We start from the raw sequence: 19,019 nt of genomic DNA, 5'->3' as shown, positions 1-19,019 counted from the left end.
GATATCCAGACTGAGATGAAGAGGTGGTGGGCTTCAGTGCCCCGCCTTGGGCAGGCTCCAGGGAAAGCAGACCTTCTGCAGCAGCCCGATCAGGTGGAACAGCAGCAGGCTGATCACCACCAACATCATCAACGCGGCGAAGGCTTGCGGCACCTGGAACATCGAGGTGGAGAAGTTGATGAAGTAGCCCAGGCCTTTTTCCGCCGCGACGAACTCGGCGACCACCGCGCCGATCACCGCCAGGGTGATGGAGATGCGCAGCGCCGAGAACAGGTGTGGAATCGCATAGGGCAGGCGGATGTTGCGGTACTCGCGGGCCTTCGACGCGCCCAGCGAGCGCGACAGTTCCACCAGCTCCTCCGGCGTCGCCAGGAGGCCGGTGACGCAGGACACCACGATGGGGAAGAAGGCGATCAGGAAGGTGATGAACACCCGCGGCAGGTCGCCGGCGCCCATCACCACCACGATGATCGGCGCTACCGCGACGATGGGCGTGGACTGCACGATCACCAACAGCGGATAGAGCGTGCGCGACATCAGTCGCGAGGACGCCAGGGCGATGGCCAGCGGGATGCCGATCAGGATCGACAGGCCGTAGCCCATCAGCGTCACCCGCAGGGTGGCGAAGATGTGCTCGGCCCAGGCACCGAGGCCGACCTTCTGCGTCGCCGCGAGAATGGCGCTGGGCGAGGGCAGCACGAAGCTTGGCAGCTTGAGCAGGCGGCAGGCCGCCTCCCAGACCAGCAGCAGGACGATGAAGGCGAGCCAGGGCGCGAGGCGATCGGCCTGCGTCTTCAGGCGATGTGTCCTGGGCTTAATGGTCGGCATGGCGCGAGAAGACCTTGCGGCGGATATGGTTGGCGAGCTCATTGAAACGGGGCTCCGTGAGGGTCTGCATGGACCGCGGACGCGGCAGGTCGACATCGATGATTTCCTGAACGCGGCCGGGGCGTGCCGACATCACCAGGATGCGGTCGGCCAGCAGCAGCGCTTCGGGAATCGAGTGGGTGATGAACAGCACCGTCTTCGGACGCTGGGTCCAGATATTCAGCAGCTCCAGGCTCAACTCGTCGCGGGTCAGGGCGTCGAGTGCCGAGAACGGCTCGTCCATCAGCAGGATTTCCGGGTCGTGCAGCAATGCCCGGGCAATCGCCGCGCGCTGCTGCATGCCGCCGGAGAGTTCGTCTGGGCGCTTGTTGCCGAATTCCTTGAGCCCCACCAGTTCCAGCAGCTCCTCGCCGCGGGTGATCTCCTGGGCGGTGACACGGCCGTACTTGTGGCGCATGGGAAAGGTCAGGTTGTCGCGGATGTTCAGCCACGGCAGCAGCGTCGGCTTCTGGAAGACGATGCCGATCTCGTCGCGCGGGCCGTCCACCGGGCTGCCGTAGATGCTGACCTGGCCGTGGGTCGGTCGCACCAGCCCGGCGAGGATGCGCAGCAGCGTGGACTTGCCGCAGCCCGAGGGGCCGAGCACGGCGATGAACTCGTGGCGGCCGATGTCGAAACTGGCGTTGTCCAGCGCCACCACCTCGCTGCCATCGGAGGAGGTGAAGACCTGGCTGACCCGATCGAAGCTGATGTTGGGGCGCGGTGTGGCGGGCAGGACGGCAGCGTTCATGGCTTCACTCGCTCAGGCTGGTGTCGATGGCGCTGGCCGGGTCGAGGGCATCAATCTGCATGCCCTGCGCCTTGGCGACCCATTCCCAGGTGGTGGCCAGCCGCTTGGCGTCGAAGCCCGGGCCCTCGGCATCGCTGATCTCGTTCTGCATCAGCGGCACCGAGGCGACGAATTGCTCTTCGGCCTGCTGCTGGTCGACTTCGGCAACCTTCTTTTTCAGCGCCGCCGCCGCTGCAGCCGGGTCGGCGATGGCGTTCTTCTGTGCCTGCCGGTAGGCCTTGACGAACTTCTTGGCGACCTCGGGATGGCTCTGCACGAAGCGCTGCGACGCTACCAGCGACAGGCCGTAGCCCTCGAAGCCGTATTCCGACCAGGGGATGGTCTTCAGCGTCTTGTCCGCTTCGCCGAGGGCACGGACGAAGCCGGGCGCGACGGTCAGCCAGTTGATGGTGGCGTCCACCTTGCCAGTGGCGAGCATCGGTGCCAGCGCGCCGGGGTCGAGCTTGAGCAGCTTGACGCTGGCCGGGTCGATGCCGTTGCGCTGCAGCAGCAGCGGCCAAACCACGTTGGAGGCGGAGAAGGTCGGGGTGGCGACCGTCTTGCCGACGATGTCCTTGAAGCTCTCGATGCCCGAGCCTTCGGTAGTGAAGAAGGCGTCCGGCTGCTTGTTGTAGATCGGTGCCACCGCCACCACCGGCACCTCGCCCTGGGCCTTGGCCTGCAGCAGCGAGGCCAGGCCGGCCGAGCCGAAGTCGGCGCTGTTGGTGGCCAGCTTGGTCACCACGTCGCTGCCACCGCGGGCACTGGCGATCTCCACTTCGATGCCTTCGGCGGCGAACAGGCCCTGTTCGACACCGAGGTAGATCGCCGCCTTGTCGCCGGCCGGCAGCCAGTCGTTGAGCCAGCGGACCTTGTCGGCGGCCAGGGCGGATTGGCTGAACAGCGCGAGCAGGGCGCTGGCGAGCAGGGTTCTGTTGAACATGGTGAAGCTCCTTGAAGGTTCGGCGTGTTTAGCGCGATGCAATAAACGGGTCAGCGCACGGGATGTGGTTGGCGCGCGAAGAAATCCAGCAGGGCGGCGAGCAGCGCGTCGGGCATGGCCAGTTGCGGCGCATGGCCACAATCGAGGCGCACGCGCTCGGCACCCGGCACCAGTTGCTGCATGCGCTGCTGCACCCGTGGCAGCACGGAGCGGTCCTTCGTGGCTTCGATATACAGCCGCGGCAGACGACCGAAACGCGCGGCCGTCCACTGTGCGGCGATATCGCGGCCGCCGTCGGGCTGCACCGTCAGGCGGCGCGCGGCAGTGATCGCGGCCTGTGCCGGTGCATCGTGAAAGAACAGGGCGCAGGCGGCATCGCCCGGTACGCGGCTGCCGCCGGGCGCGGCCTCGAGATAGGGGCCGATGCCGCCGACCTCGGGAAAGTCGCGGGCGAGCTCGGCACAGAGTTCGCCAAAGCCCATGCCGCTGGGCAGCATCATGCCGGCGACATAGGTGACCCCGGCGATGCGCTCGGCATAACGTTCGGCCACGGCAGTGGCGGTGATGCCGCCGCCGGAATGCGCGACCAGATGGATCGGGCCGGGCAGCGTCTCGATCAGCGCGCCGACGTGTTCGACGTAGCGCTGCAGCGAGACCTCGGCGAGCGGCGTGGCGTCGCTGCCGTTGCCCGGCAGGTCGACCGCATGCGGTCGGTGGCCGGCATCGCGCAGGCCATCCTGCAGCGAATCCCAGACCCAGCTACCGGCCCAGGCCCCGTGGATGAGGACGACATCAGCCATAGGTCCTCCGGTACATCTCGCGGTGGTGCTCTTCCACCGTCACCGCGGGGTAGCGCGGCGCCTCGCCGGGCGCGAGGCAGGTCGGCAGGCACTCGACCACATGGTCCGGGTTGCCGCTGAAGAAGAACGGCACGCTGTAGCGCTCGCGTCCGGACATGTTGACCACCCGGTGCAGCGTCGAACGGTACTGGTCGTTGGTCCAGCGGGCGATCATGTCGCCCAAATTGACCACATAGGTGCCGGGCACGGGCACTGCGTGAATCCAGCTCTTGCTGTGGCGATCCCAGACCTGCAGGCCGGGGTTCTCGTCCTGCAGAAGCAGCGTCAGCCCGCCGAAATCGGTATGCGCGCCACAGCCCTTTTCGCCGGGCGCGGCATTGGCCGGCTGCGGCGGGTAATGCAGCAGGCGCAGGGTGCTCATGGAGTCGCGGCAGAAGCCGGCGAAATGATCCTCCGGCAGTTGCAGCGACAGCGCGATGGCCGCCATCAGCCGATTCGCCAGCGCATTCATCGCGTCGCGATAGCGCTCCATCGTCGGGCGAAACTCCGCGAGCTCGCTCGGCCACTGGTTGGCGCCGTGGTTGAAACGCCCGGCCAGTACCCGCGGGTCGTCCTCGGCCAGCTCCTCGCCGATGTAGAAGCCTTCCTTGAGATCGGCCGGCGCACCGGCTTCCAGCACCTGCCCGCGCAACGGCTCATAGCCGCGATTGGCCTTCGAGAACACCTTGTCCAGGGCGCGCTTGCCGGGTTCCGGCAGGGCAAAGAAGGCCCGCGCCTGCTCGAACACCGCCTGCTGCAGCGCCGCGTCGACGCCGTGGTTGGCGATACAGAAGAAACCGACCTCGCGACAGGCCGCACCGATGCGTTTGGCCACGGCGGCGCGCTCGTCGAGATCGGGAGAAAACAGCCCGGCGATGTCGATCAGCGGCAGCGCGGCGGCTTCGAGATGGCGGGCGCAAAGGGATTCGTTCATGACTCGATCCTGCTCTGCCGACCGCGGAATGGCGACCGGCGAGCGCAGTATCCGGCGCGTCGCTTGTACTCAAAAGCAGAGAATATCGAGCACGCCGATGCCGTTTCGGCAACAGCGGTGGGTGCCTTTTCTCGAGGCAACCGCTGCTTCGCTGTGGTGCGTAAGCCGGCCTGCGCCATGTCTGGCAAAGGGACGCAGAGCGCGGAAATCCCACGTCCTTGCGCACCGTTCAGGTGCATCGAGGGCAGCGCAGGCGGGGCTGATTTTTTTAGAAGGGTAAAGCGCTGTGCACGGCAGCCGAGTCGACCTTGCCCAAGAACACAGGCAAAAAAAACCGCCGCCCGGATCGGCCGGGCGGCGGTGCTTTTTAGGGCGACGGTGCGGTCAGGCGCGGGCGCTGCGCACGCCGGTACTGATCTGGCGGCACAGTTCCAGCACGCCTTCGACGGCCTGTGCGTTGCTCTTGGCATTGGCGATCTGATCGATCAGCGCCGAGCCCACTACCACCCCTTCGGTCAGCCGGGCGATGGCGGCGGCCTGTTCCGGCGTGCGGATGCCGAAGCCGACGCAAACCGGCAGCTCGGTATGGCGCTTGAGGCGCGCCACGGCTTCCTCGACATGCTCGAGCGTCGCCGAACCGGCACCGGTCACGCCGGCCACCGAGACGTAATAGACGAAGCCGGAGCTGCCGTTGAGTACCACCGGCAGGCGCTTGTCATCAGTGGTCGGGGTGGTCAGGCGGATGAAGTCGATGCCCGCGGCCTGGGCCGGGTCGCAGAGGTCTTCGTTGTGCTCCGGCGGCAGGTCGACCACGATCAGGCCGTCGACGCCGGCTTCCACCGCCTCGGCGATGAAGCGCTCCACGCCCATCTTGTGGATGGGGTTGAAGTAGCCCATCAGCACGATCGGGGTGGTCTGGTCGTCCTGGCGGAATTCACGAACCATCTGCAGCGTCTTGGCCAGGTCCTGCTTGGCGGCCAGGGCGCGGATGTTGGCCAGCTGGATCGCCGGGCCGTCGGCCATCGGGTCGGTGAAGGGCATGCCCAGTTCGATGACGTCGGCACCCGCGGCCGGCAGGCCCTTGAGGATCTGCAGCGAGGTGGCGTAGTCCGGATCGCCGGCGGTGATGAAGGTCACCAGTGCGGCGCGGTTCTGTTGTTTCAGCTCGTCGAAGCGCGTCTGCAGGCGGCTCATATATGTTCTTCCTGTTCGTCGTAGTGGTGCATGACGGTCTGCATGTCCTTGTCGCCGCGGCCGGAGAGGTTGACCACCATCAGGTGATCCTTCGGCAGACCAGGCGCGCGCTTGAATACTTCAGCCAGCGCGTGGGAGGACTCCAGCGCCGGGATGATGCCTTCCAGGCGGCAGCAGGTGTGGAAAGCCTTGAGCGCTTCCTTGTCGGTGATCGAGGTGTACTCGACGCGGCCGATGTCGTGCAGCCAGGCGTGTTCCGGGCCGATGCCGGGGTAGTCCAGGCCGGCGGAGATCGAGTGGGCGTCGATGATCTGGCCATCCTCGTTCTGCAGGAGGAAGGTGCGGTTGCCGTGCAGTACGCCGGGTACGCCACCGTTCAGGCTCGCCGCGTGCTGGCCGGTCTCGATACCGTGCCCGGCCGCCTCGACGCCGATGATCTTCACACTGGCGTCATCCAGGAACGGATGGAACAGGCCCATGGCATTGGAGCCGCCACCGATACAGGCCACCAGCGAGTCGGGCAGGCGACCTTCCTTTTCCATCATCTGCTCGCGGGTTTCCTTGCCGATCACGGCCTGGAAGTCGCGGACCATGGCGGGGTAGGGGTGCGGCCCGGCGACGGTGCCGATCAGGTAGAAGGTGTTGTGGACGTTGGTCACCCAGTCGCGCAGGGCTTCGTTCATCGCGTCCTTCAGGGTGCCGGTGCCGGCGGTGACCGGAATCACTTCGGCGCCCAGGAGCTTCATGCGGAAGACGTTGGCCTGCTGGCGGTCGATGTCGGTGGTGCCCATGTAGATCACGCACTGCATGCCGAAGCGCGCGGCCACGGAGGCAGTGGCCACGCCGTGCATGCCGGCGCCGGTCTCGGCGATGATGCGCTGCTTGCCCATGCGCTTGGCCAGCAGGATCTGGCCGATGCAGTTGTTGATCTTGTGCGCGCCGGTGTGGTTGAGCTCTTCGCGCTTGAGGTAGATCTTCGCGCCGCCGCAGTGTTCGGTCAGGCGCTCGGCGAAGTACAGCGGCGAGGGGCGGCCCACGTAGTCGCGCTGGAAGTAGGCGAGCTCCTTGGCGAACTCGGGGTCGGCCTTGGCTTTTTCGTACTCGGCGGCCAGCTCGTGGATGAGCGGCATCAGCGTTTCGGCGACGTACTGACCACCGAAGTGGCCGAACAGGCCCTTGGCATCAGGGCCGTTGCGGTATGAGGTCATGTCGGACTCCTGTGTAGGCGGGCTGCCGAGCGCGGGCCGGCAGATGCGATGGCGTCAGGGTACGGCTATGGCCGCCCGGATAAAAGCGATAAGATCGACGCAACCTGTCAGGAAAACTCACGGATATGGCGCGCGATCTACCTCCTCTCAACGCATTGCGAGCCTTCGAGGCTGCCGCCCGGCTGGGCAGTCTGAGCGAAGCGGCGCGCGAGCTGCACGTGACCCACGGCGCGATCAGTCGGCAGGTCAAGCAGCTCGAAGAGCAGCTTGGCGTCGGCCTGTTCGTCAAGGAAGGGCGCGGCGTAAAACTCACCGATGCCGGTGCGCGGCTGCGTGATGCCGCCAGCGAAGCCTTCGAGCGTCTGCGCAGCACCTGCGCCGAGCTGCAGCGCCAGACCGCCGAGGCGCCGTTCGTGCTCGGTTGCCCGGGCAGTCTGCTGGCGCGCTGGTTCATTCCGCGGCTGGATCGGCTCAATCGCGACCTGCCGGAATTGCGCCTGCAACTGTCGGCCAGCGAAGGTGAGCTGGACCCGCGCAAGCCGGGGCTGGATGCCACGCTGTGGTACGCCGAACCGCCCTGGCCGGCGGACATGCAGGTGTTCGAGCTGGCCGCCGAGCGCATCGGCCCGGTGCTCAGCCCCTATCATCCACGCTGTACCGACCTTCGCGGCGCGCCGCCGTCGGCTGTGCTCGACGAGACGCTGCTGCACACCGCCTCGCGGCCGCAGGCCTGGCCGAACTGGGCACGTCAGCAGGGGCTGGATCCGGCGCGGCTGCGTCTGGGGCAGAGCTTCGAACACCTGTATTTCCTGCTGGAAGCGGCGCTGGCCGGCCTCGGCGTGGCCATCGCGCCACAGCAGCTGGTGGCCGACGACCTGCGCCAGAGACGTCTGCTGGCGCCCTGGGGCTTCGTCGAGACCCGCGCCAGACTGGCGCTCTGGGTACCGGCACGGCGAGTGGACAGGCGTGCCGAGCGTCTGGCGGAGTGGTTGCGCAACGAGCTGGAGCGGCAGTGAGCTACGCATAACCGACACGGCTAATGCCACCACGGTGGCCTTGCTGTCGACGTGCAGCTTCCGGCGTCGCGCGCTGGCCATGCCGGCGTTGAACTCGGCATCGGCCATCGAGTCCTAGCCGCACGGCAGCGGAGCGGTTCCGATGCCTTCTGTTTCGGCTCAAAAGGAACTTTGCGAATGAATCGTTGCGCATGTGCTGCACTGGTGGCTGGTCTGCTGCTGGCCGTTACCGCTCAGGCCCAGCCACTTGAGTTCGATGGAATCGAACTGTCCAGGGACATCCGCTGTGGCGGACGGGACGTGAACATCTCCGGCAACGCCAACACCATCAGCCTGACCGGCGATTGCGGCGTGGTGCAGGTATATGGCACGGATCACAAGGTCAGCCTTGGTACCGCGACCGCGCTGGAGATTTCCGGCATGGACATCAGCGTATCGGCGACGTCCGTAGCCCGGCTCATGGTCGACACCGCCAAGAATCGTGTGCGTGGCGCAGTGGTCGGTGATGGACAGACGGCGATCGTCGAGATCGATGGTGCCGAGCACGAGCTGGACCTGCGGTTCGACGGGCCCGTTCAGATCACCCTCAATGGCGTCGACAACCAGCTGAACTGGAGCGGCGACGAGCCGGCGATCTCCTCGTCCGGCGTTGGCCACCGGATCGTCCGCCAATAGCAATTGGCGATACGCTGGGAGCGATGGTCGCTCGCGGGCGGCTTGCGCAGCCCGAGGCGGGCCGCGCGGGGGCCGTTCAGCTGGCCAGAGCGGTCTGCGTGGTTTCCGCGTCCGCCGCGGCGACCTTGTCGGCGGCATAACCGCGAGGGTTGCGGCTCTGCCAGCGCCAGGCGTCGGCGAGCATGGTGATCAGGTCCTTTTCGGCGCGCCAGCCAAGCTCGCGCTCGGCCTTGCTCGGGTCGGACCAGCACTGGGCGATGTCGCCGGCACGGCGTGGCTTGATCACGTGGGGCAACGGGCGCCCGGTGACTTCCTCGAAGGCTGTGATCATTTCGCGCACCGAATGGCCCTTGCCGGCGCCGAGGTTCCACACCTGCGCGCCGTGCACGAGATTAAGACGCTCCAGCGCCTTCAAATGGCCTTTGACCAGGTCCACCACATGGATGTAATCGCGGATGCCGGTGCCATCTGGCGTCGGATAGTCGTCGCCGTAGACGCTGAGCTGCTTTCGCCGACCCACCGCCACCTGCAGCATGTACGGCAGCAGGTTGTTCGGCACGCCGTTGGGGTCTTCGCCGATCAGCCCCGACTCATGGGCGCCGATAGGGTTGAAGTAGCGCAGCAGCGCGATGGACCAGCGCGGGTCGGAGTCGGCCAGGCCCTTAAGCACGTTCTCGGCCATCAGTTTGGACTGGCCGTAGGGGTTGGTCGGCACGCCAGTGGGACGATCCTCGGTGATGGGCATCACCGGCGACTCGCCATAGACGGTGGCCGAGGAGCTGAACACCAGCTTGAACACTCCGGCTTCGGCCATGGCTTGGCACAGCGCGATGCTGCCGCCGACATTGGTTTCGTAGTAGCGCAGCGGCTCGCGCACGCTCTCGCCAACCGCCTTCAGGCCGGCGAAGTGCATCACCGCAGTGATCGGGTAGGCAGCGAAGAGCGCCTTGAGCAGCGAGCGATTGCGCACGTCGCCCTTGACGAAGTGCAGTGGCCGGCCGGCCAGTTGCTCCACACGGTCCAGAGCCAGCTGCGAGCTGTTGCACAGGTTGTCCAGTACCAGCACCTCATGCCCGGCCTGCAGCAGTTCGAGCACCGCGTGTGAGCCGATGTAACCGGCCCCTCCTGTCACCAGAATCATCTGTCTACCTCCGAAGTTCGCAGTCTTTCGACACGCTCGGGACACTGCGGGTGGCCATGGCTGGCGCTGCATGAGTCTCCGTAATTTGGGTTCGGCGAAGCGGAACGGGACGGCGACGGCGAGCTGCGCGCGAGGGTTCCGATGCCGGTTTAAATCAGGCGTCCTGCTGATAGGGACGGGGCAACGTCCGAGCGAGTTCAATTCACCCGCCAGCCGGTCGACGGCCTGTGCAATCGGATGATTGGCGGGAACCCGTACCGCTGATTGCCGTCCACTACCCGGCAGGCGGCGCGGGTTGCAGGGTTTTGCGAGCCTCGCTGTCGCCTCGAATCGATACGCCTTACGCAGGGCAGCGCTGGCTTTTCAAGTGACGGTTGAACGGGCATGGGAGGCCTGGCCGCCGCCACCGAAAACGAGGTGCTAGATGAGCTGGGCCGGCCCGTTCCAATACGACATCCGCAAATCCCGCAACGCGCAACAGGTACCGGCCGAAGTGGTCTTCGACGATCAGGTTCCGACCCTGCTGTGTCTGTCGCATCTGCGCTGGAGCTTCGTCTACCAGCGCCCGCAACACCTGATGTCGCGTTTTGCCCGCGACTACAACGTGCTCTTCCATGAGGAACCGATCCCCACCGAGGATGCCGAGCCCTGGCTTGAAGTGCGTCCCGAGGAGAATGGCGTGCAGGTGCTGATCCCGCGCCTGCCGGCCGGCTGCGAGGGGGAGGATGCGACCCGCGTGCAGCGCCAGTTGCTCGATGGCTACCTGGAAAAACTCGGCGTCAGCGACCTGCTGCTCTGGTACTACACGCCGATGAGCCTGGCGTTCTCCGATCACCTGGCGCCCGGCCTGATCGTCTACGACTGCATGGACGAGCTCTCGGCGTTCCGCGGCGCGCCGCCGGAACTGGTGGAGCGCGAGGTGGAACTGATGTGCCGGGCCAACCTGGTGTTCACCGGCGGCTACAGCCTCTATGAAGCCAAGCGCCAGCGCCACGACAACGCTCACCCGTTCCCCAGCAGCGTCGATGTCGAGCACTTCGCCGCCGCGCGCCGCCCGCAGCACGATCCGGACGATCAGGCAGAGATCCCGCATCCGCGCCTGGGCTTCTACGGCGTGATCGACGAGCGTCTGGACATCGCCCTGATCGAGCAGGTCGCGCGCATGCGGCCGGACTGGCAGATCGTGCTGGTCGGCCCGGTGGTGAAGATCGACCCGGCCGAGCTGCCGCAGCGCGACAACATCCACTACCTGGGCGGCAAGACCTACGACGAGCTGCCGCAATACCTGTCCGGCTGGGACGTGGCGATCATGCCGTTCGCACTGAACGAGTCGACCCGTTTCATCAGCCCGACCAAAACCCCCGAATACCTCGCCGGCGGCTGCCCGGTGGTGTCCACGCCGATCACCGATGTGGTGCGCACCTACGGTGACACCGGGATCGTGCGCATCGCCGACAGCGCCGAGGCGTTCGTCGCTGCCACCGAAGCCGCCCTGGCCAATGCCGAAGACCGCGACGGTCTCTTGGCCAAGGCCGACGAGATCCTGGGCGACATGTCCTGGGATCACACCTGGAGCCTGATGAAGGAGAAGATGCAATGCGCGATATGAGCCCGCAGGACAGCAACCCGGAACGTCTCGGCGCAGGCGCGGGCGACCAGCCACAGGCGCGCAGACGCGGCTTCGACTACCTGATCGTCGGCGCCGGCTTCGCCGGCAGCGTGCTCGCCGAGCGCCTTGCCGCGGGGCTGAACAAGCGCGTGCTGGTGGTCGACCGGCGCCCGCATATCGCCGGCAACGCCTACGACTACCACGACGAGTCCGGCGTGCTGATCCACCGCTACGGCCCGCACATCTTCCACACCAACGCCCAGCGCATCGTCGATTACCTCTCGCAGTTCACCGAGTGGCGCCCGTACGAACATCGCGTGCTGGCGCAGGTGGATGGCCAGGAAGTGCCGATCCCGATCAACATGACCACGCTGAACAGGCTCTATGGCCTGAACATGACCACCGAACAGGAAGCGGCCGACTTTCTCGCCAGCCGCGCCGAGCCGGTGGAGAACATCCAGACCAGCGAGGACGTGGTGATCAACGGCATCGGCCGTGAGCTGTACCGGAAGTTCTTCCGCGGCTACACCCGCAAGCAGTGGGGCCTGGATCCGTCGCAGCTGGACAAGTCGGTGACCTCGCGCATCCCCACGCGCACCAACACCGACGACCGCTACTTCACCGACACCTTCCAGCAGATGCCCAAGCATGGCTACACGAAGATGTTCGAGAAGATGCTGGCGCACCCCAACATCAAGGTCGTGCTCAACACCGACTACCGCGAGATCCGCGACGAGGTGCAGTACGACCACCTGATCTTCTGCGGCCCGATCGACGAATACTTCGACTACCGCTTCGGCAAGCTGCCGTACCGCTCGCTGAAGTTCGAGCACAAGCAACTCGACCAGGAACAGTTCCAGGCCGTGGGGACGGTCAACTACCCCAGCGAGGATGTGCCCTACACACGCATCAGCGAGTACAAGCACCTCACCGGGCAGGTCCACCCGAAGACCAGCATCACTTACGAGTACCCCTCCGCCGAGGGCGATCCCTACTACCCGATCCCGCGGCCGGAGAACGCCGAGCTGTACAAGCGCTATCAGCAGCTGGCGGACGAAACGCCGAACGTGACCTTTGTCGGCCGCCTCGGCACCTACAAGTACTACAACATGGATCAGGTGGTAGGGCAGGCGCTGGCGCTGTACAAGCGCATCGAGGAAGCCGAGCACGCCAGCCAGCCGCAGGCGGTCGCCGGGCAACTTGGTTGAAGCGCAACGGTCGTTATGCAAGAGCCCGAGGCGCGTGCGCTCGGGCACGGGCCGCGCGGTTAACGCTGCGGTCGCTGGCGTCATCCAAGAGGTAAACGATGCACCACCCCTCTGTATTCAAGAGTTTCTTTCTCGGTGGTTTCGAGTGCTCGAACCATCGCCGCAGCGACGGCCGCCGGCTCGACCTGCTCGCCGCGACCGGCCATGACCGCTGGGCCGCGCACGACTACGCCGAACTGCACCGCCATGGTCTGCATGCCGTGCGCGACGGCCTGCGCTGGCATCTGATCGAGCGCCAGCCGGGGCAGTACGACTGGTCGAGCTTCCTGCCCATGCTGCAGGCCGCCCAGCGCCAGGGTACCCAGGTGATCTGGGACCTGTGTCATTACGGCTGGCCGGATGACATCGACATCTGGCGGCCGCAGTTCGTCGAGCGCTTCGCCCGTTATGCCGCGGCGGTGGCGCAACTGGTCAAGGACGAGACCCACGATGTGCCGTTCTATGCACCGCTCAACGAGATTTCCTTCTGGGCCTGGGCCGGCGGCGACGAGGCCTACTTCAACCCCATGGCGCGCGGCCGCGGCTTCGAACTCAAGCACCAGCTGGTGCGGGCCACCATCGCCGCGATGCAGGCGATTCGCGCGGTCGATCCGCGGGCGCGTTTCGTTCAGGTCGATCCGGCCATTCATGTGGTTGCTGGCAACGACCGGCCAGGCCCGCAGCGCGACGCCGAGCGCTTTCGCCAGGCGCAGTTCGAGGCCTGGGACATGCTCTGCGGCGAACAATGGCCGGGGCTCGGCGGTGCGCCGGAGTACCTCGACATCATCGGCGTCAACTACTACTCGGATAACCAGTGGTACCACGGCGATGGCCGCACCATCGAGCGGGACAGCCCGGATTACCGGCCGTTCAAGGGCATCCTGCGCGAGATCCACCAGCGCTACAAGCGCCCCCTGCTGATTGCCGAGACCGGCGCCGAGGGCGACCTGCGCGGCGATTGGCTGCGCTATGTCAGCGAGCAGGCGGGCCTGGCGATGCAGGCCGGTGTGCCGGTGGAGGGCATCTGCCTGTATCCGGTGCTGGATTATCCGGGCTGGGCGGACGAGCGACACTGTCCGGTTGGCCTGCTCGGTTTTGCCGACGAAAGCGGCCGGCGCTGCGTACACCAGGGGTTGGCCGATGAGCTGAGCCTGCAGCAGGCGCGCTTCAGCCAGTCGAATCCGGCCCCGCAACTCGCCGCAGTGATGTCATGAACCAGGCGGCCGCCGTGCCCCAGGCAAAGGCCGACGAGCTGCCGTTGCCCAGCCGTCCGGTGGCGTTTCTCTGGCATTACATCTGCGCGCGGCCCTGGCATTTCGGCGGCCTGCTGGCACTGATCATCGGCGCGGCGAGCTGCGCGGTGGCCGTGCAGTACGGCATGAAGCTGCTGGTCGATGCGATGGCGCAGGGCACCTCGGATCGCGGTTCGGCCAACGTCTGGTGGCCGTTGGGGCTGTTCATCGGCCTGATCGTCACCGAGAACGTGTTCTGGCGCCTGGGCGGCTGGCTTGGTTGCCGTACCGTGGTGGCCAGCGTGGTGGACATCCGCGTCGACCTGTTCAAGCACCTGACGGGCCACCCGATGCGCTATTTCACCGAGCATTTCGCCGGCTCGCTGGGCAATCGCATCTCCGCCCTCGGGGCCGCGGCCGGTTCGATCTATGGCGGGCTGGCGTGGAAGATCGTGCCGCCGATCGTCGACTTCCTTGGCGCCGTGGTGGTGCTGTTCACCGTCGGCTGGCAGATGGCGGTGGCGCTGATCGTCTTCGTCGCCATCGTCGCGGCGCTGATCACCGGCTTCGGTATCCGCGGGCGCAGCAAGCATCAGCGTTTCGCGGCGCAGTCGGCGCGGGTCGGCGGCGAGCTGGTGGACGCGGTGTCGAATGTCTGGACGATCAAGGCCTTTTCCGCCCGGGATCGCGAGGCCGAACGCCTGGCCCACGAGATCGGCTACGAGGCCCGTGCCCAGCGACGCAGCTGGATGTACCTGGAAAAGGCCCGTGTGATGCATGACATCTGCCTGTCGGTGATGGCCGGCGGCATGCTGATCTGGGCAATCCAGCTGTGGATCGGCGGTTCGGTGACCGCCGGTGACGTCGTGCTGGTCAGCGCGCTGACCTTCCGTATCCTGCACGGCTCGCGCGACCTGGCGCTGGCTTTGGTGGATGCCACCCAGCAGCTCGGCGCCATCGACGACACCCTGCGCATCATCGTCCAGCCCCACGGTCTGGAGGACACCGATACCCAGCTGATGCTCGCCGAAGGCGACATCACCTTCGAGGGGGTCGGCTTCGGTTATCCCGAGCGCGGCATGGTGTTCGAGCAGCTCGATCTGCATATCCCGGCCGGGCAGAAGGTAGGCGTGGTGGGCTCCTCGGGGGCGGGCAAATCGACCCTGATCCATCTCATCCAGCGGCTGGACGATGTGCAGCACGGCCGCATCCTGCTCGACGGCCAGGACATCCGCAGCGTCAGCCAGGACAGCCTGCGCGAGAAGATCGCCGTGGTGCCGCAGGAAACCGCGCTGTTCAATCGCAGCATCCGCGAGAACATCCGCTACGGCCGCCCTGACGCCTCGGACGAAGAAGTGGTCCAGGCCGCCCGCCGGGCGTTCTGCGACAGCTTCATCCGTGAGCTGCCGCAGGGTTACGACACCCTGGTCGGCGAGCGTGGGGTGATGCTCTCGGGCGGCCAGCGCCAGCGCTTGGGTATCGCTCGGGCCTTCCTCAAGGATGCGCCGATTCTCATCCTCGACGAGGCCACTTCGGCGCTCGATACTCAGTCCGAGGCCGAGATCCAGGCCGCGCTGGACAACCTGGTGCACAACCGGACGGTGGTGGCCGTGGCACATCGCCTGTCAACGCTGTCGAGCTTCGACCGCATCATCGTGCTGCGCGACGGTCGCATCGTCGAGGACGGCCCGCCACAGGAGCTGCGCCGCCGCGGCGGCGAGTTCGATGGGCTCTGGCGCATGCAGGCCGAGGGCTTCAACCGTGATACCGCAAGCGGGCCATGAAGCGCGTCGCCTTACAATCGAGCAGCCTGCGCTCGCTGGGTTACGACCCCGAGCAGCAGATACTGGAGGTGGAATTCAGCAGCGGTGCGCTGTATCGCTACGAGGCGGTTCCGCCCGAGGTGGTGCAGGCGTTGCTGGAGGCCGACTCGCTGGGCCGGCATTTCAATCAGGTATTCAAGCCGCAGCACTATCGCTATCGGCGAATCGACTGAGCCACCGCCCGCTTCAGTCAGGGTCGGAAGGGCAATCTAGACGTCCTTCGCGCCCTCGATCGCGTCGTGCAGCGAGGCGGCCAGGTCTTCGAGCCGATAGGGCTTGGCCAGCACGTGCACCCCCTCGGCCGCAGCCGATTGCTGAGCGGCCTCGGCATAGCCGCTGGTGAGCAGCACCGGAACGCCCAGGGCGCGCACACGAATCTCCCTGGCCAGCTCAACGCCATTCATGCCACCTGGCATCATCACGTCGGAGAACACGACGTCTACCTTGCAGCCGTTGGCCAGCGCATTCAGCGCAGCGGTGGCACTGTCGGCGTGGCTGACGCGGTACCCCAGGTGCTCGAGCATCTCGCCCACCAGCGCGGCCACTTCCTCGTCGTCATCCACCAGCAGCACGCTGCCGAGGGAAGGGTCGGCGGCATCGTCGGCGGCGCGTTCATCCTCGGCGGGCTGCTCGGGTACACGCGCCGAACGCGGCAGCAGCATGATCACGCTGGTGCCGCGTCCGCATTCGCTTTCGATCCAGACGGTGCCGCCCGATTGCCGGGCGAAGCCGTAGACCTGGGCCAGGCCGAGCCCCGAGCCCTTGCCGATTTCCTTGGTGGTGAAGAAGGGATCGAACACCCGCGCGCGGACGTCCTCCGGGATACCGGTGCCGTCGTCGATGACCGCGAGGCGGACGAAGTCGCCGCGCAGGCCCATGACCGGTTCATCCGGCGCATTGCGTGCCTCGATCAGGATCGAGCCGCCATCGGGCATGGCGTCGCGGGCGTTGACCGCGAGGTTGAGAATCACCAGTTCCAGCTCGCCCGGATCGACTTCCACAGGCCACAGGTCCGGGGCGCACTGCACCTGCACGTGCACGTTGCGGTCGAGCAGCTCGCGCATCCGCCCGATGCGCAGCACCAGGTCGACGGATTCCGGCGCCAGCGACTGGCGCCGGGAGAAGGCCAACAGCTGGCGGGTGAGCGATGTGCCGCGCTGGGCCGCCTGGCGCATGCCGGCATCAGGCGTTCGCGGCGTGCGGGATCGGCGCGGCGGTCGAGCATGTCGAGCCCGCCGGAAATCACCATCAGCAGGTTGTTGAAGTCATGGGCGATGCCGCCGGTGAGCTGGCCGATGGCCTCGATTTTCTGCGCCTGGCGCAGGGTCTCCTCGATACGGGTACGTTCGGCCATCTGCGTGCGCAGTTCCTGGTTGGCCTTTTCCAGCTCGCTGGTCCGTTCGACCACCAGCGCTTCGAGCTCGTGCGAGGCACGTTCGCGCGCTTCGAGCAGTGCGCGCACCTCGTACTGGCGATGCCGCCCGCGCAGCGCCGCCTTCATGGCACTGGTGAGGGTAATGCTCTGCACCGGACGTTCCAGCAGCGAGACGTTGCGCAGCGCGGCGACCATGCGCTGGCGCCAGGCGGCCACGGCCGGTTGCTGATGCTTGCTGGTGAGCACCACGAAGGGAAAATCGGACCAGGCCGGCTGTCGGTCGACCCAGGCGGCCAGAGCCGCGAGGTCATGGCCGAACAGGCCTTCCTCGGCGATGAATACGGCGTCGGCTTCCGTTTCCGCGCGCTGGAGCACTTCCTCGAGGCTGTGGCAGACCACGGCTTCCATGCCGCTGCGGTTGAGCAGCTCGGCCGAGGCGGGGCCGTCCCGACCGATGGGGGCAAAGACGACTACGGTGGGGCTGTCACGTTTAGTAGGTGTCGTCATGCTCGTCTTTCAGTAGCTGAGCCGCATCGCCGGTGTATTCCGGTGTGCCCGAAAGGATGCCGTTGAAGTGACTCAGGGGCGGCCCGACCTGGATGCCGGTGGGACTGAAGCGGTATTCGCGGATGGTGTTCTCGTGGCGCCCGCTGCGCTTCTTCACCACCGACAGGGCCCGGCGGATGATGCCGGCATGCTCGAAATAGCGCTGCATGATGACGGCATCGCTCAGGTAGCTGATGTCGATTGGGGTATCCATTACGCCAACCAGCCCATGCTGGGCCAATACCATGATGGTGACCACCCCTTTCTGCCCCAGGTAACTCAGCAGCTCGTGCATCTGGAGGACCAGGAACTTGCCGTCCGGCATGGCGTGCAGGTAGCCGTTGAGGCTATCGAGCACCACCAGCCCGGCGCCTTGCACTTCGACGCTGTGGCGCACCGCGGCGGTGAACTCGCCGGGCGACAGTTCGGCCGGGTCGACCTGTTGCAGGTGCAGCAGGCCTCGTTCGATCCAAGGCTCGATATCCATTCCCAGTGCGCGGCCGCGGGTCAGCAGGGTGCCGATGTTCTCGTCGAAAACGAAGAAGGCCACCTGCTCGCCGCGTTGGCAGGCGGCGTACGCATAGGTCAGCGCCAGCGAGGACTTGCCGACCCCGGCCGCGCCGACCAGCAGCGCGTTGGTGCCGCGTTCCAGCCCGCCACCGAGCATCCGGTCCAGCATCTCGTTGCCGGAGGAGGCCACCTCGCCGACAAAGCAGGAGCGATGCTCGGCCGCGATCAGGCGCGGATAGATCTGCAGCCCGCCCTTGCGGATGACGAAGTCGTGGTAGCCCCCGCGGAACTGGATGCCGCGCATCTTGATGACCCGCAGACGCCTGCGTTCGGCGCCATAGTCGATGGCCAGCTGCTCCAGCAGGACGACCCCATGGGAAATCGAGTGCAGCTGCAGGTCGCCCATTTCCGAGGTCTGGTCATCGAGCAGGATCACCGTGCAGCGGCGGGTGGTGAAGAAGTGCTTGAGTGCCAGCACCTGCCGGCGATAGCGCAGCGGGCTTTGGGCCAGCAGACGCATTTCCGAAAGGCTGTCGAAGATCACCCGCGTCGGGTTGGTTTCGCTGACGCGGTCGAACACCTGCTGGGTGGTTTCGCTGAGCTCCATTTCCGCCGGGTGCAGCACGGTCAGCTCCAGCTCCGGATCGAGGCTGGTTTCCGGGCTGACCAGTTCGAACACATCAATGCCATCCAGGCTCCAGCCGTGCCGCTTGGCCACCAGCTCCAGCTCTGCCTTGGTTTCCGACAGCGTCACGTAGAGCACGCGCTCGCCCCTGCGCACGCCCTCAAGCAGGAACTGCAGCGCAATGGTGGTCTTGCCCGAGCCCGGGCTGCCCTCGTAGAGATACATGCGGTTGGGGTCCAGGCCACCGCCGAGGATGTTGTCCAGCCCTTCGCTGCCCGTCGAAATACGCTGGGCTTCGTCATCCATGGGGAAATCAAGATCGTGGGTATCGGTCATTTCCATGCTCCTTACGCAGGCAGCCTCATGGAGACTGCGTGTCCTGGTTCCTGACCTCGCGCTTCGAGCGCCGCGAGGCAATGGAACGCGCCCGTCAAAGCCGCACAAG

The 19,019-nt window shown here is 66.2% G+C and carries 16 protein-coding genes and 1 pseudogene; 7 read left to right on the top strand and 10 right to left on the bottom strand.

Features of this window, described 5'->3' with window-relative positions:
- Positions 1-33: 33 nt before the first annotated feature.
- The 7 genes from PSTAB_RS14605 to trpB form a co-directional block, all read right to left on the bottom strand.
- Positions 34-828 (bottom strand): ABC transporter permease, encoded by a 795-nt coding sequence (locus PSTAB_RS14605; RefSeq protein WP_013983529.1) that lies wholly within the window; start codon positions 826-828, stop codon positions 34-36.
- Complete coding sequence (locus PSTAB_RS14600; RefSeq protein ID WP_013983528.1) at positions 815-1,618, bottom strand: ABC transporter ATP-binding protein; 804 nt, start codon at positions 1,616-1,618, stop codon at positions 815-817. The genes PSTAB_RS14605 and PSTAB_RS14600 overlap by 14 nt, the downstream gene beginning before the upstream one ends.
- Before the next feature lie 4 nt (positions 1,619-1,622).
- On the bottom strand, positions 1,623-2,600 hold the full coding sequence (locus PSTAB_RS14595) for an ABC transporter substrate-binding protein (RefSeq protein ID WP_013983527.1): 978 nt from the start codon (positions 2,598-2,600) through the stop codon (positions 1,623-1,625).
- A gap of 50 nt (positions 2,601-2,650) precedes the next feature.
- Positions 2,651-3,400, bottom strand: a complete 750-nt coding sequence (locus PSTAB_RS14590) for an alpha/beta fold hydrolase (protein ID WP_013983526.1) — start codon at positions 3,398-3,400, stop codon at positions 2,651-2,653.
- Complete coding sequence (locus tag PSTAB_RS14585) at positions 3,393-4,373, bottom strand: isopenicillin N synthase family dioxygenase (RefSeq protein WP_013983525.1); 981 nt, start codon at positions 4,371-4,373, stop codon at positions 3,393-3,395. The genes PSTAB_RS14590 and PSTAB_RS14585 overlap by 8 nt, the downstream gene beginning before the upstream one ends.
- 384 nt (positions 4,374-4,757) lie before the next feature.
- Positions 4,758-5,567 carry a tryptophan synthase subunit alpha gene (trpA, locus tag PSTAB_RS14580; protein WP_013983524.1) on the bottom strand — a complete coding sequence of 270 codons (810 nt, stop codon included), beginning with the start codon at positions 5,565-5,567 and terminating at the stop codon, positions 4,758-4,760.
- Positions 5,564-6,775, bottom strand: a complete 1,212-nt coding sequence (gene trpB, locus PSTAB_RS14575; RefSeq protein ID WP_013983523.1) for a tryptophan synthase subunit beta — start codon at positions 6,773-6,775, stop codon at positions 5,564-5,566. Before trpB ends, trpA begins: the two co-directional genes overlap by 4 nt.
- A 125-nt stretch (positions 6,776-6,900) precedes the next feature.
- On the opposite strand from trpB, the gene PSTAB_RS14570 reads away from it, so the two are divergent.
- A complete protein-coding gene (locus tag PSTAB_RS14570; RefSeq protein ID WP_013983522.1) occupies positions 6,901-7,791 on the top strand; it encodes a LysR family transcriptional regulator in 891 nt (296 codons plus the stop codon).
- Positions 7,792-7,968: 177 nt separating this feature from the next.
- A complete protein-coding gene (locus PSTAB_RS14565) occupies positions 7,969-8,466 on the top strand; it encodes a DUF3060 domain-containing protein (RefSeq protein WP_013983521.1) in 498 nt (165 codons plus the stop codon).
- Positions 8,467-8,542: 76 nt separating this feature from the next.
- Here the strand turns inward: PSTAB_RS14565 and galE are convergent, their stop codons facing one another.
- Positions 8,543-9,607, bottom strand: coding sequence for a UDP-glucose 4-epimerase GalE (galE, locus tag PSTAB_RS14560; RefSeq protein ID WP_011913994.1), 1,065 nt, complete (start codon positions 9,605-9,607; stop codon positions 8,543-8,545).
- A 424-nt stretch (positions 9,608-10,031) separates the two neighbouring features.
- Here galE and PSTAB_RS14555 point away from each other — a divergent pair, with 424 nt between their 5' ends.
- The 5 genes from PSTAB_RS14555 to PSTAB_RS14535 all read left to right on the top strand — a co-directional run bounded on the left by PSTAB_RS14555 (position 10,032) and on the right by PSTAB_RS14535 (position 15,691).
- Positions 10,032-11,216 (top strand): glycosyltransferase family 1 protein, encoded by a 1,185-nt coding sequence (locus PSTAB_RS14555; RefSeq protein ID WP_013983520.1) that lies wholly within the window; start codon positions 10,032-10,034, stop codon positions 11,214-11,216.
- On the top strand, positions 11,204-12,424 hold the full coding sequence (gene glf / locus PSTAB_RS14550) for a UDP-galactopyranose mutase (protein ID WP_013983519.1): 1,221 nt from the start codon (positions 11,204-11,206) through the stop codon (positions 12,422-12,424). Before PSTAB_RS14555 ends, glf begins: the two co-directional genes overlap by 13 nt.
- 98 nt (positions 12,425-12,522) lie before the next feature.
- Complete coding sequence (locus tag PSTAB_RS14545; RefSeq protein WP_013983518.1) at positions 12,523-13,677, top strand: glycoside hydrolase family 1 protein; 1,155 nt, start codon at positions 12,523-12,525, stop codon at positions 13,675-13,677.
- The gene (locus tag PSTAB_RS14540) at positions 13,674-15,479 is read left to right on the top strand and encodes an ABC transporter ATP-binding protein (RefSeq protein WP_013983517.1); all 1,806 of its coding nucleotides are present in this window, start codon (positions 13,674-13,676) and stop codon (positions 15,477-15,479) included. Before PSTAB_RS14545 ends, PSTAB_RS14540 begins: the two co-directional genes overlap by 4 nt.
- On the top strand, positions 15,476-15,691 hold the full coding sequence (locus tag PSTAB_RS14535; protein WP_013983516.1) for a KTSC domain-containing protein: 216 nt from the start codon (positions 15,476-15,478) through the stop codon (positions 15,689-15,691). The genes PSTAB_RS14540 and PSTAB_RS14535 overlap by 4 nt, the downstream gene beginning before the upstream one ends.
- A 36-nt stretch (positions 15,692-15,727) precedes the next feature.
- Here the strand turns inward: PSTAB_RS14535 and PSTAB_RS22105 are convergent.
- Both PSTAB_RS22105 and PSTAB_RS14525 read right to left on the bottom strand, forming a co-directional pair.
- Positions 15,728-17,301: pseudogene (locus PSTAB_RS22105) on the bottom strand (ATP-binding protein).
- 82 nt (positions 17,302-17,383) lie between these two features.
- Positions 17,384-18,910, bottom strand: a complete 1,527-nt coding sequence (locus tag PSTAB_RS14525) for an ATPase domain-containing protein (RefSeq protein ID WP_013983515.1) — start codon at positions 18,908-18,910, stop codon at positions 17,384-17,386.
- Between the last annotated feature and the right edge of the window lie 109 nt (positions 18,911-19,019).

Origin of the sequence: Stutzerimonas stutzeri, assembly GCF_000219605.1 — a bacterium.
GTDB lineage: Bacteria > Pseudomonadota > Gammaproteobacteria > Pseudomonadales > Pseudomonadaceae > Stutzerimonas > Stutzerimonas stutzeri.
The sequence above is the reverse complement of the archived record's forward strand: the minus strand, read 5'-3'. Positions and strand labels throughout refer to the sequence as shown.

What these genes read in the sequence shown, in the direction of transcription:
- PSTAB_RS14605 (WP_013983529.1), bottom strand. Translation starts at nt 828, where the DNA reads ATGCCGACCATTAAGCCCAGGACACATCGCCTGAAGACGCAGGCCGAT.
- PSTAB_RS14600 (WP_013983528.1), bottom strand. Translation starts at nt 1,618, where the DNA reads ATGAACGCTGCCGTCCTGCCCGCCACACCGCGCCCCAACATCAGCTTC.
- PSTAB_RS14595 (WP_013983527.1), bottom strand. Translation starts at nt 2,600, where the DNA reads ATGTTCAACAGAACCCTGCTCGCCAGCGCCCTGCTCGCGCTGTTCAGC.
- PSTAB_RS14590 (WP_013983526.1), bottom strand. Translation starts at nt 3,400, where the DNA reads ATGGCTGATGTCGTCCTCATCCACGGGGCCTGGGCCGGTAGCTGGGTC.
- PSTAB_RS14585 (WP_013983525.1), bottom strand. Translation starts at nt 4,373, where the DNA reads ATGAACGAATCCCTTTGCGCCCGCCATCTCGAAGCCGCCGCGCTGCCG.
- trpA (WP_013983524.1), bottom strand. Translation starts at nt 5,567, where the DNA reads ATGAGCCGCCTGCAGACGCGCTTCGACGAGCTGAAACAACAGAACCGC.
- trpB (WP_013983523.1), bottom strand. Translation starts at nt 6,775, where the DNA reads ATGACCTCATACCGCAACGGCCCTGATGCCAAGGGCCTGTTCGGCCAC.
- PSTAB_RS14570 (WP_013983522.1), top strand. Translation starts at nt 6,901, where the DNA reads ATGGCGCGCGATCTACCTCCTCTCAACGCATTGCGAGCCTTCGAGGCT.
- PSTAB_RS14565 (WP_013983521.1), top strand. Translation starts at nt 7,969, where the DNA reads ATGAATCGTTGCGCATGTGCTGCACTGGTGGCTGGTCTGCTGCTGGCC.
- galE (WP_011913994.1), bottom strand. Translation starts at nt 9,607, where the DNA reads ATGATTCTGGTGACAGGAGGGGCCGGTTACATCGGCTCACACGCGGTG.
- PSTAB_RS14555 (WP_013983520.1), top strand. Translation starts at nt 10,032, where the DNA reads ATGAGCTGGGCCGGCCCGTTCCAATACGACATCCGCAAATCCCGCAAC.
- glf (WP_013983519.1), top strand. Translation starts at nt 11,204, where the DNA reads ATGCGCGATATGAGCCCGCAGGACAGCAACCCGGAACGTCTCGGCGCA.
- PSTAB_RS14545 (WP_013983518.1), top strand. Translation starts at nt 12,523, where the DNA reads ATGCACCACCCCTCTGTATTCAAGAGTTTCTTTCTCGGTGGTTTCGAG.
- PSTAB_RS14540 (WP_013983517.1), top strand. Translation starts at nt 13,674, where the DNA reads ATGAACCAGGCGGCCGCCGTGCCCCAGGCAAAGGCCGACGAGCTGCCG.
- PSTAB_RS14535 (WP_013983516.1), top strand. Translation starts at nt 15,476, where the DNA reads ATGAAGCGCGTCGCCTTACAATCGAGCAGCCTGCGCTCGCTGGGTTAC.
- PSTAB_RS14525 (WP_013983515.1), bottom strand. Translation starts at nt 18,910, where the DNA reads ATGACCGATACCCACGATCTTGATTTCCCCATGGATGACGAAGCCCAG.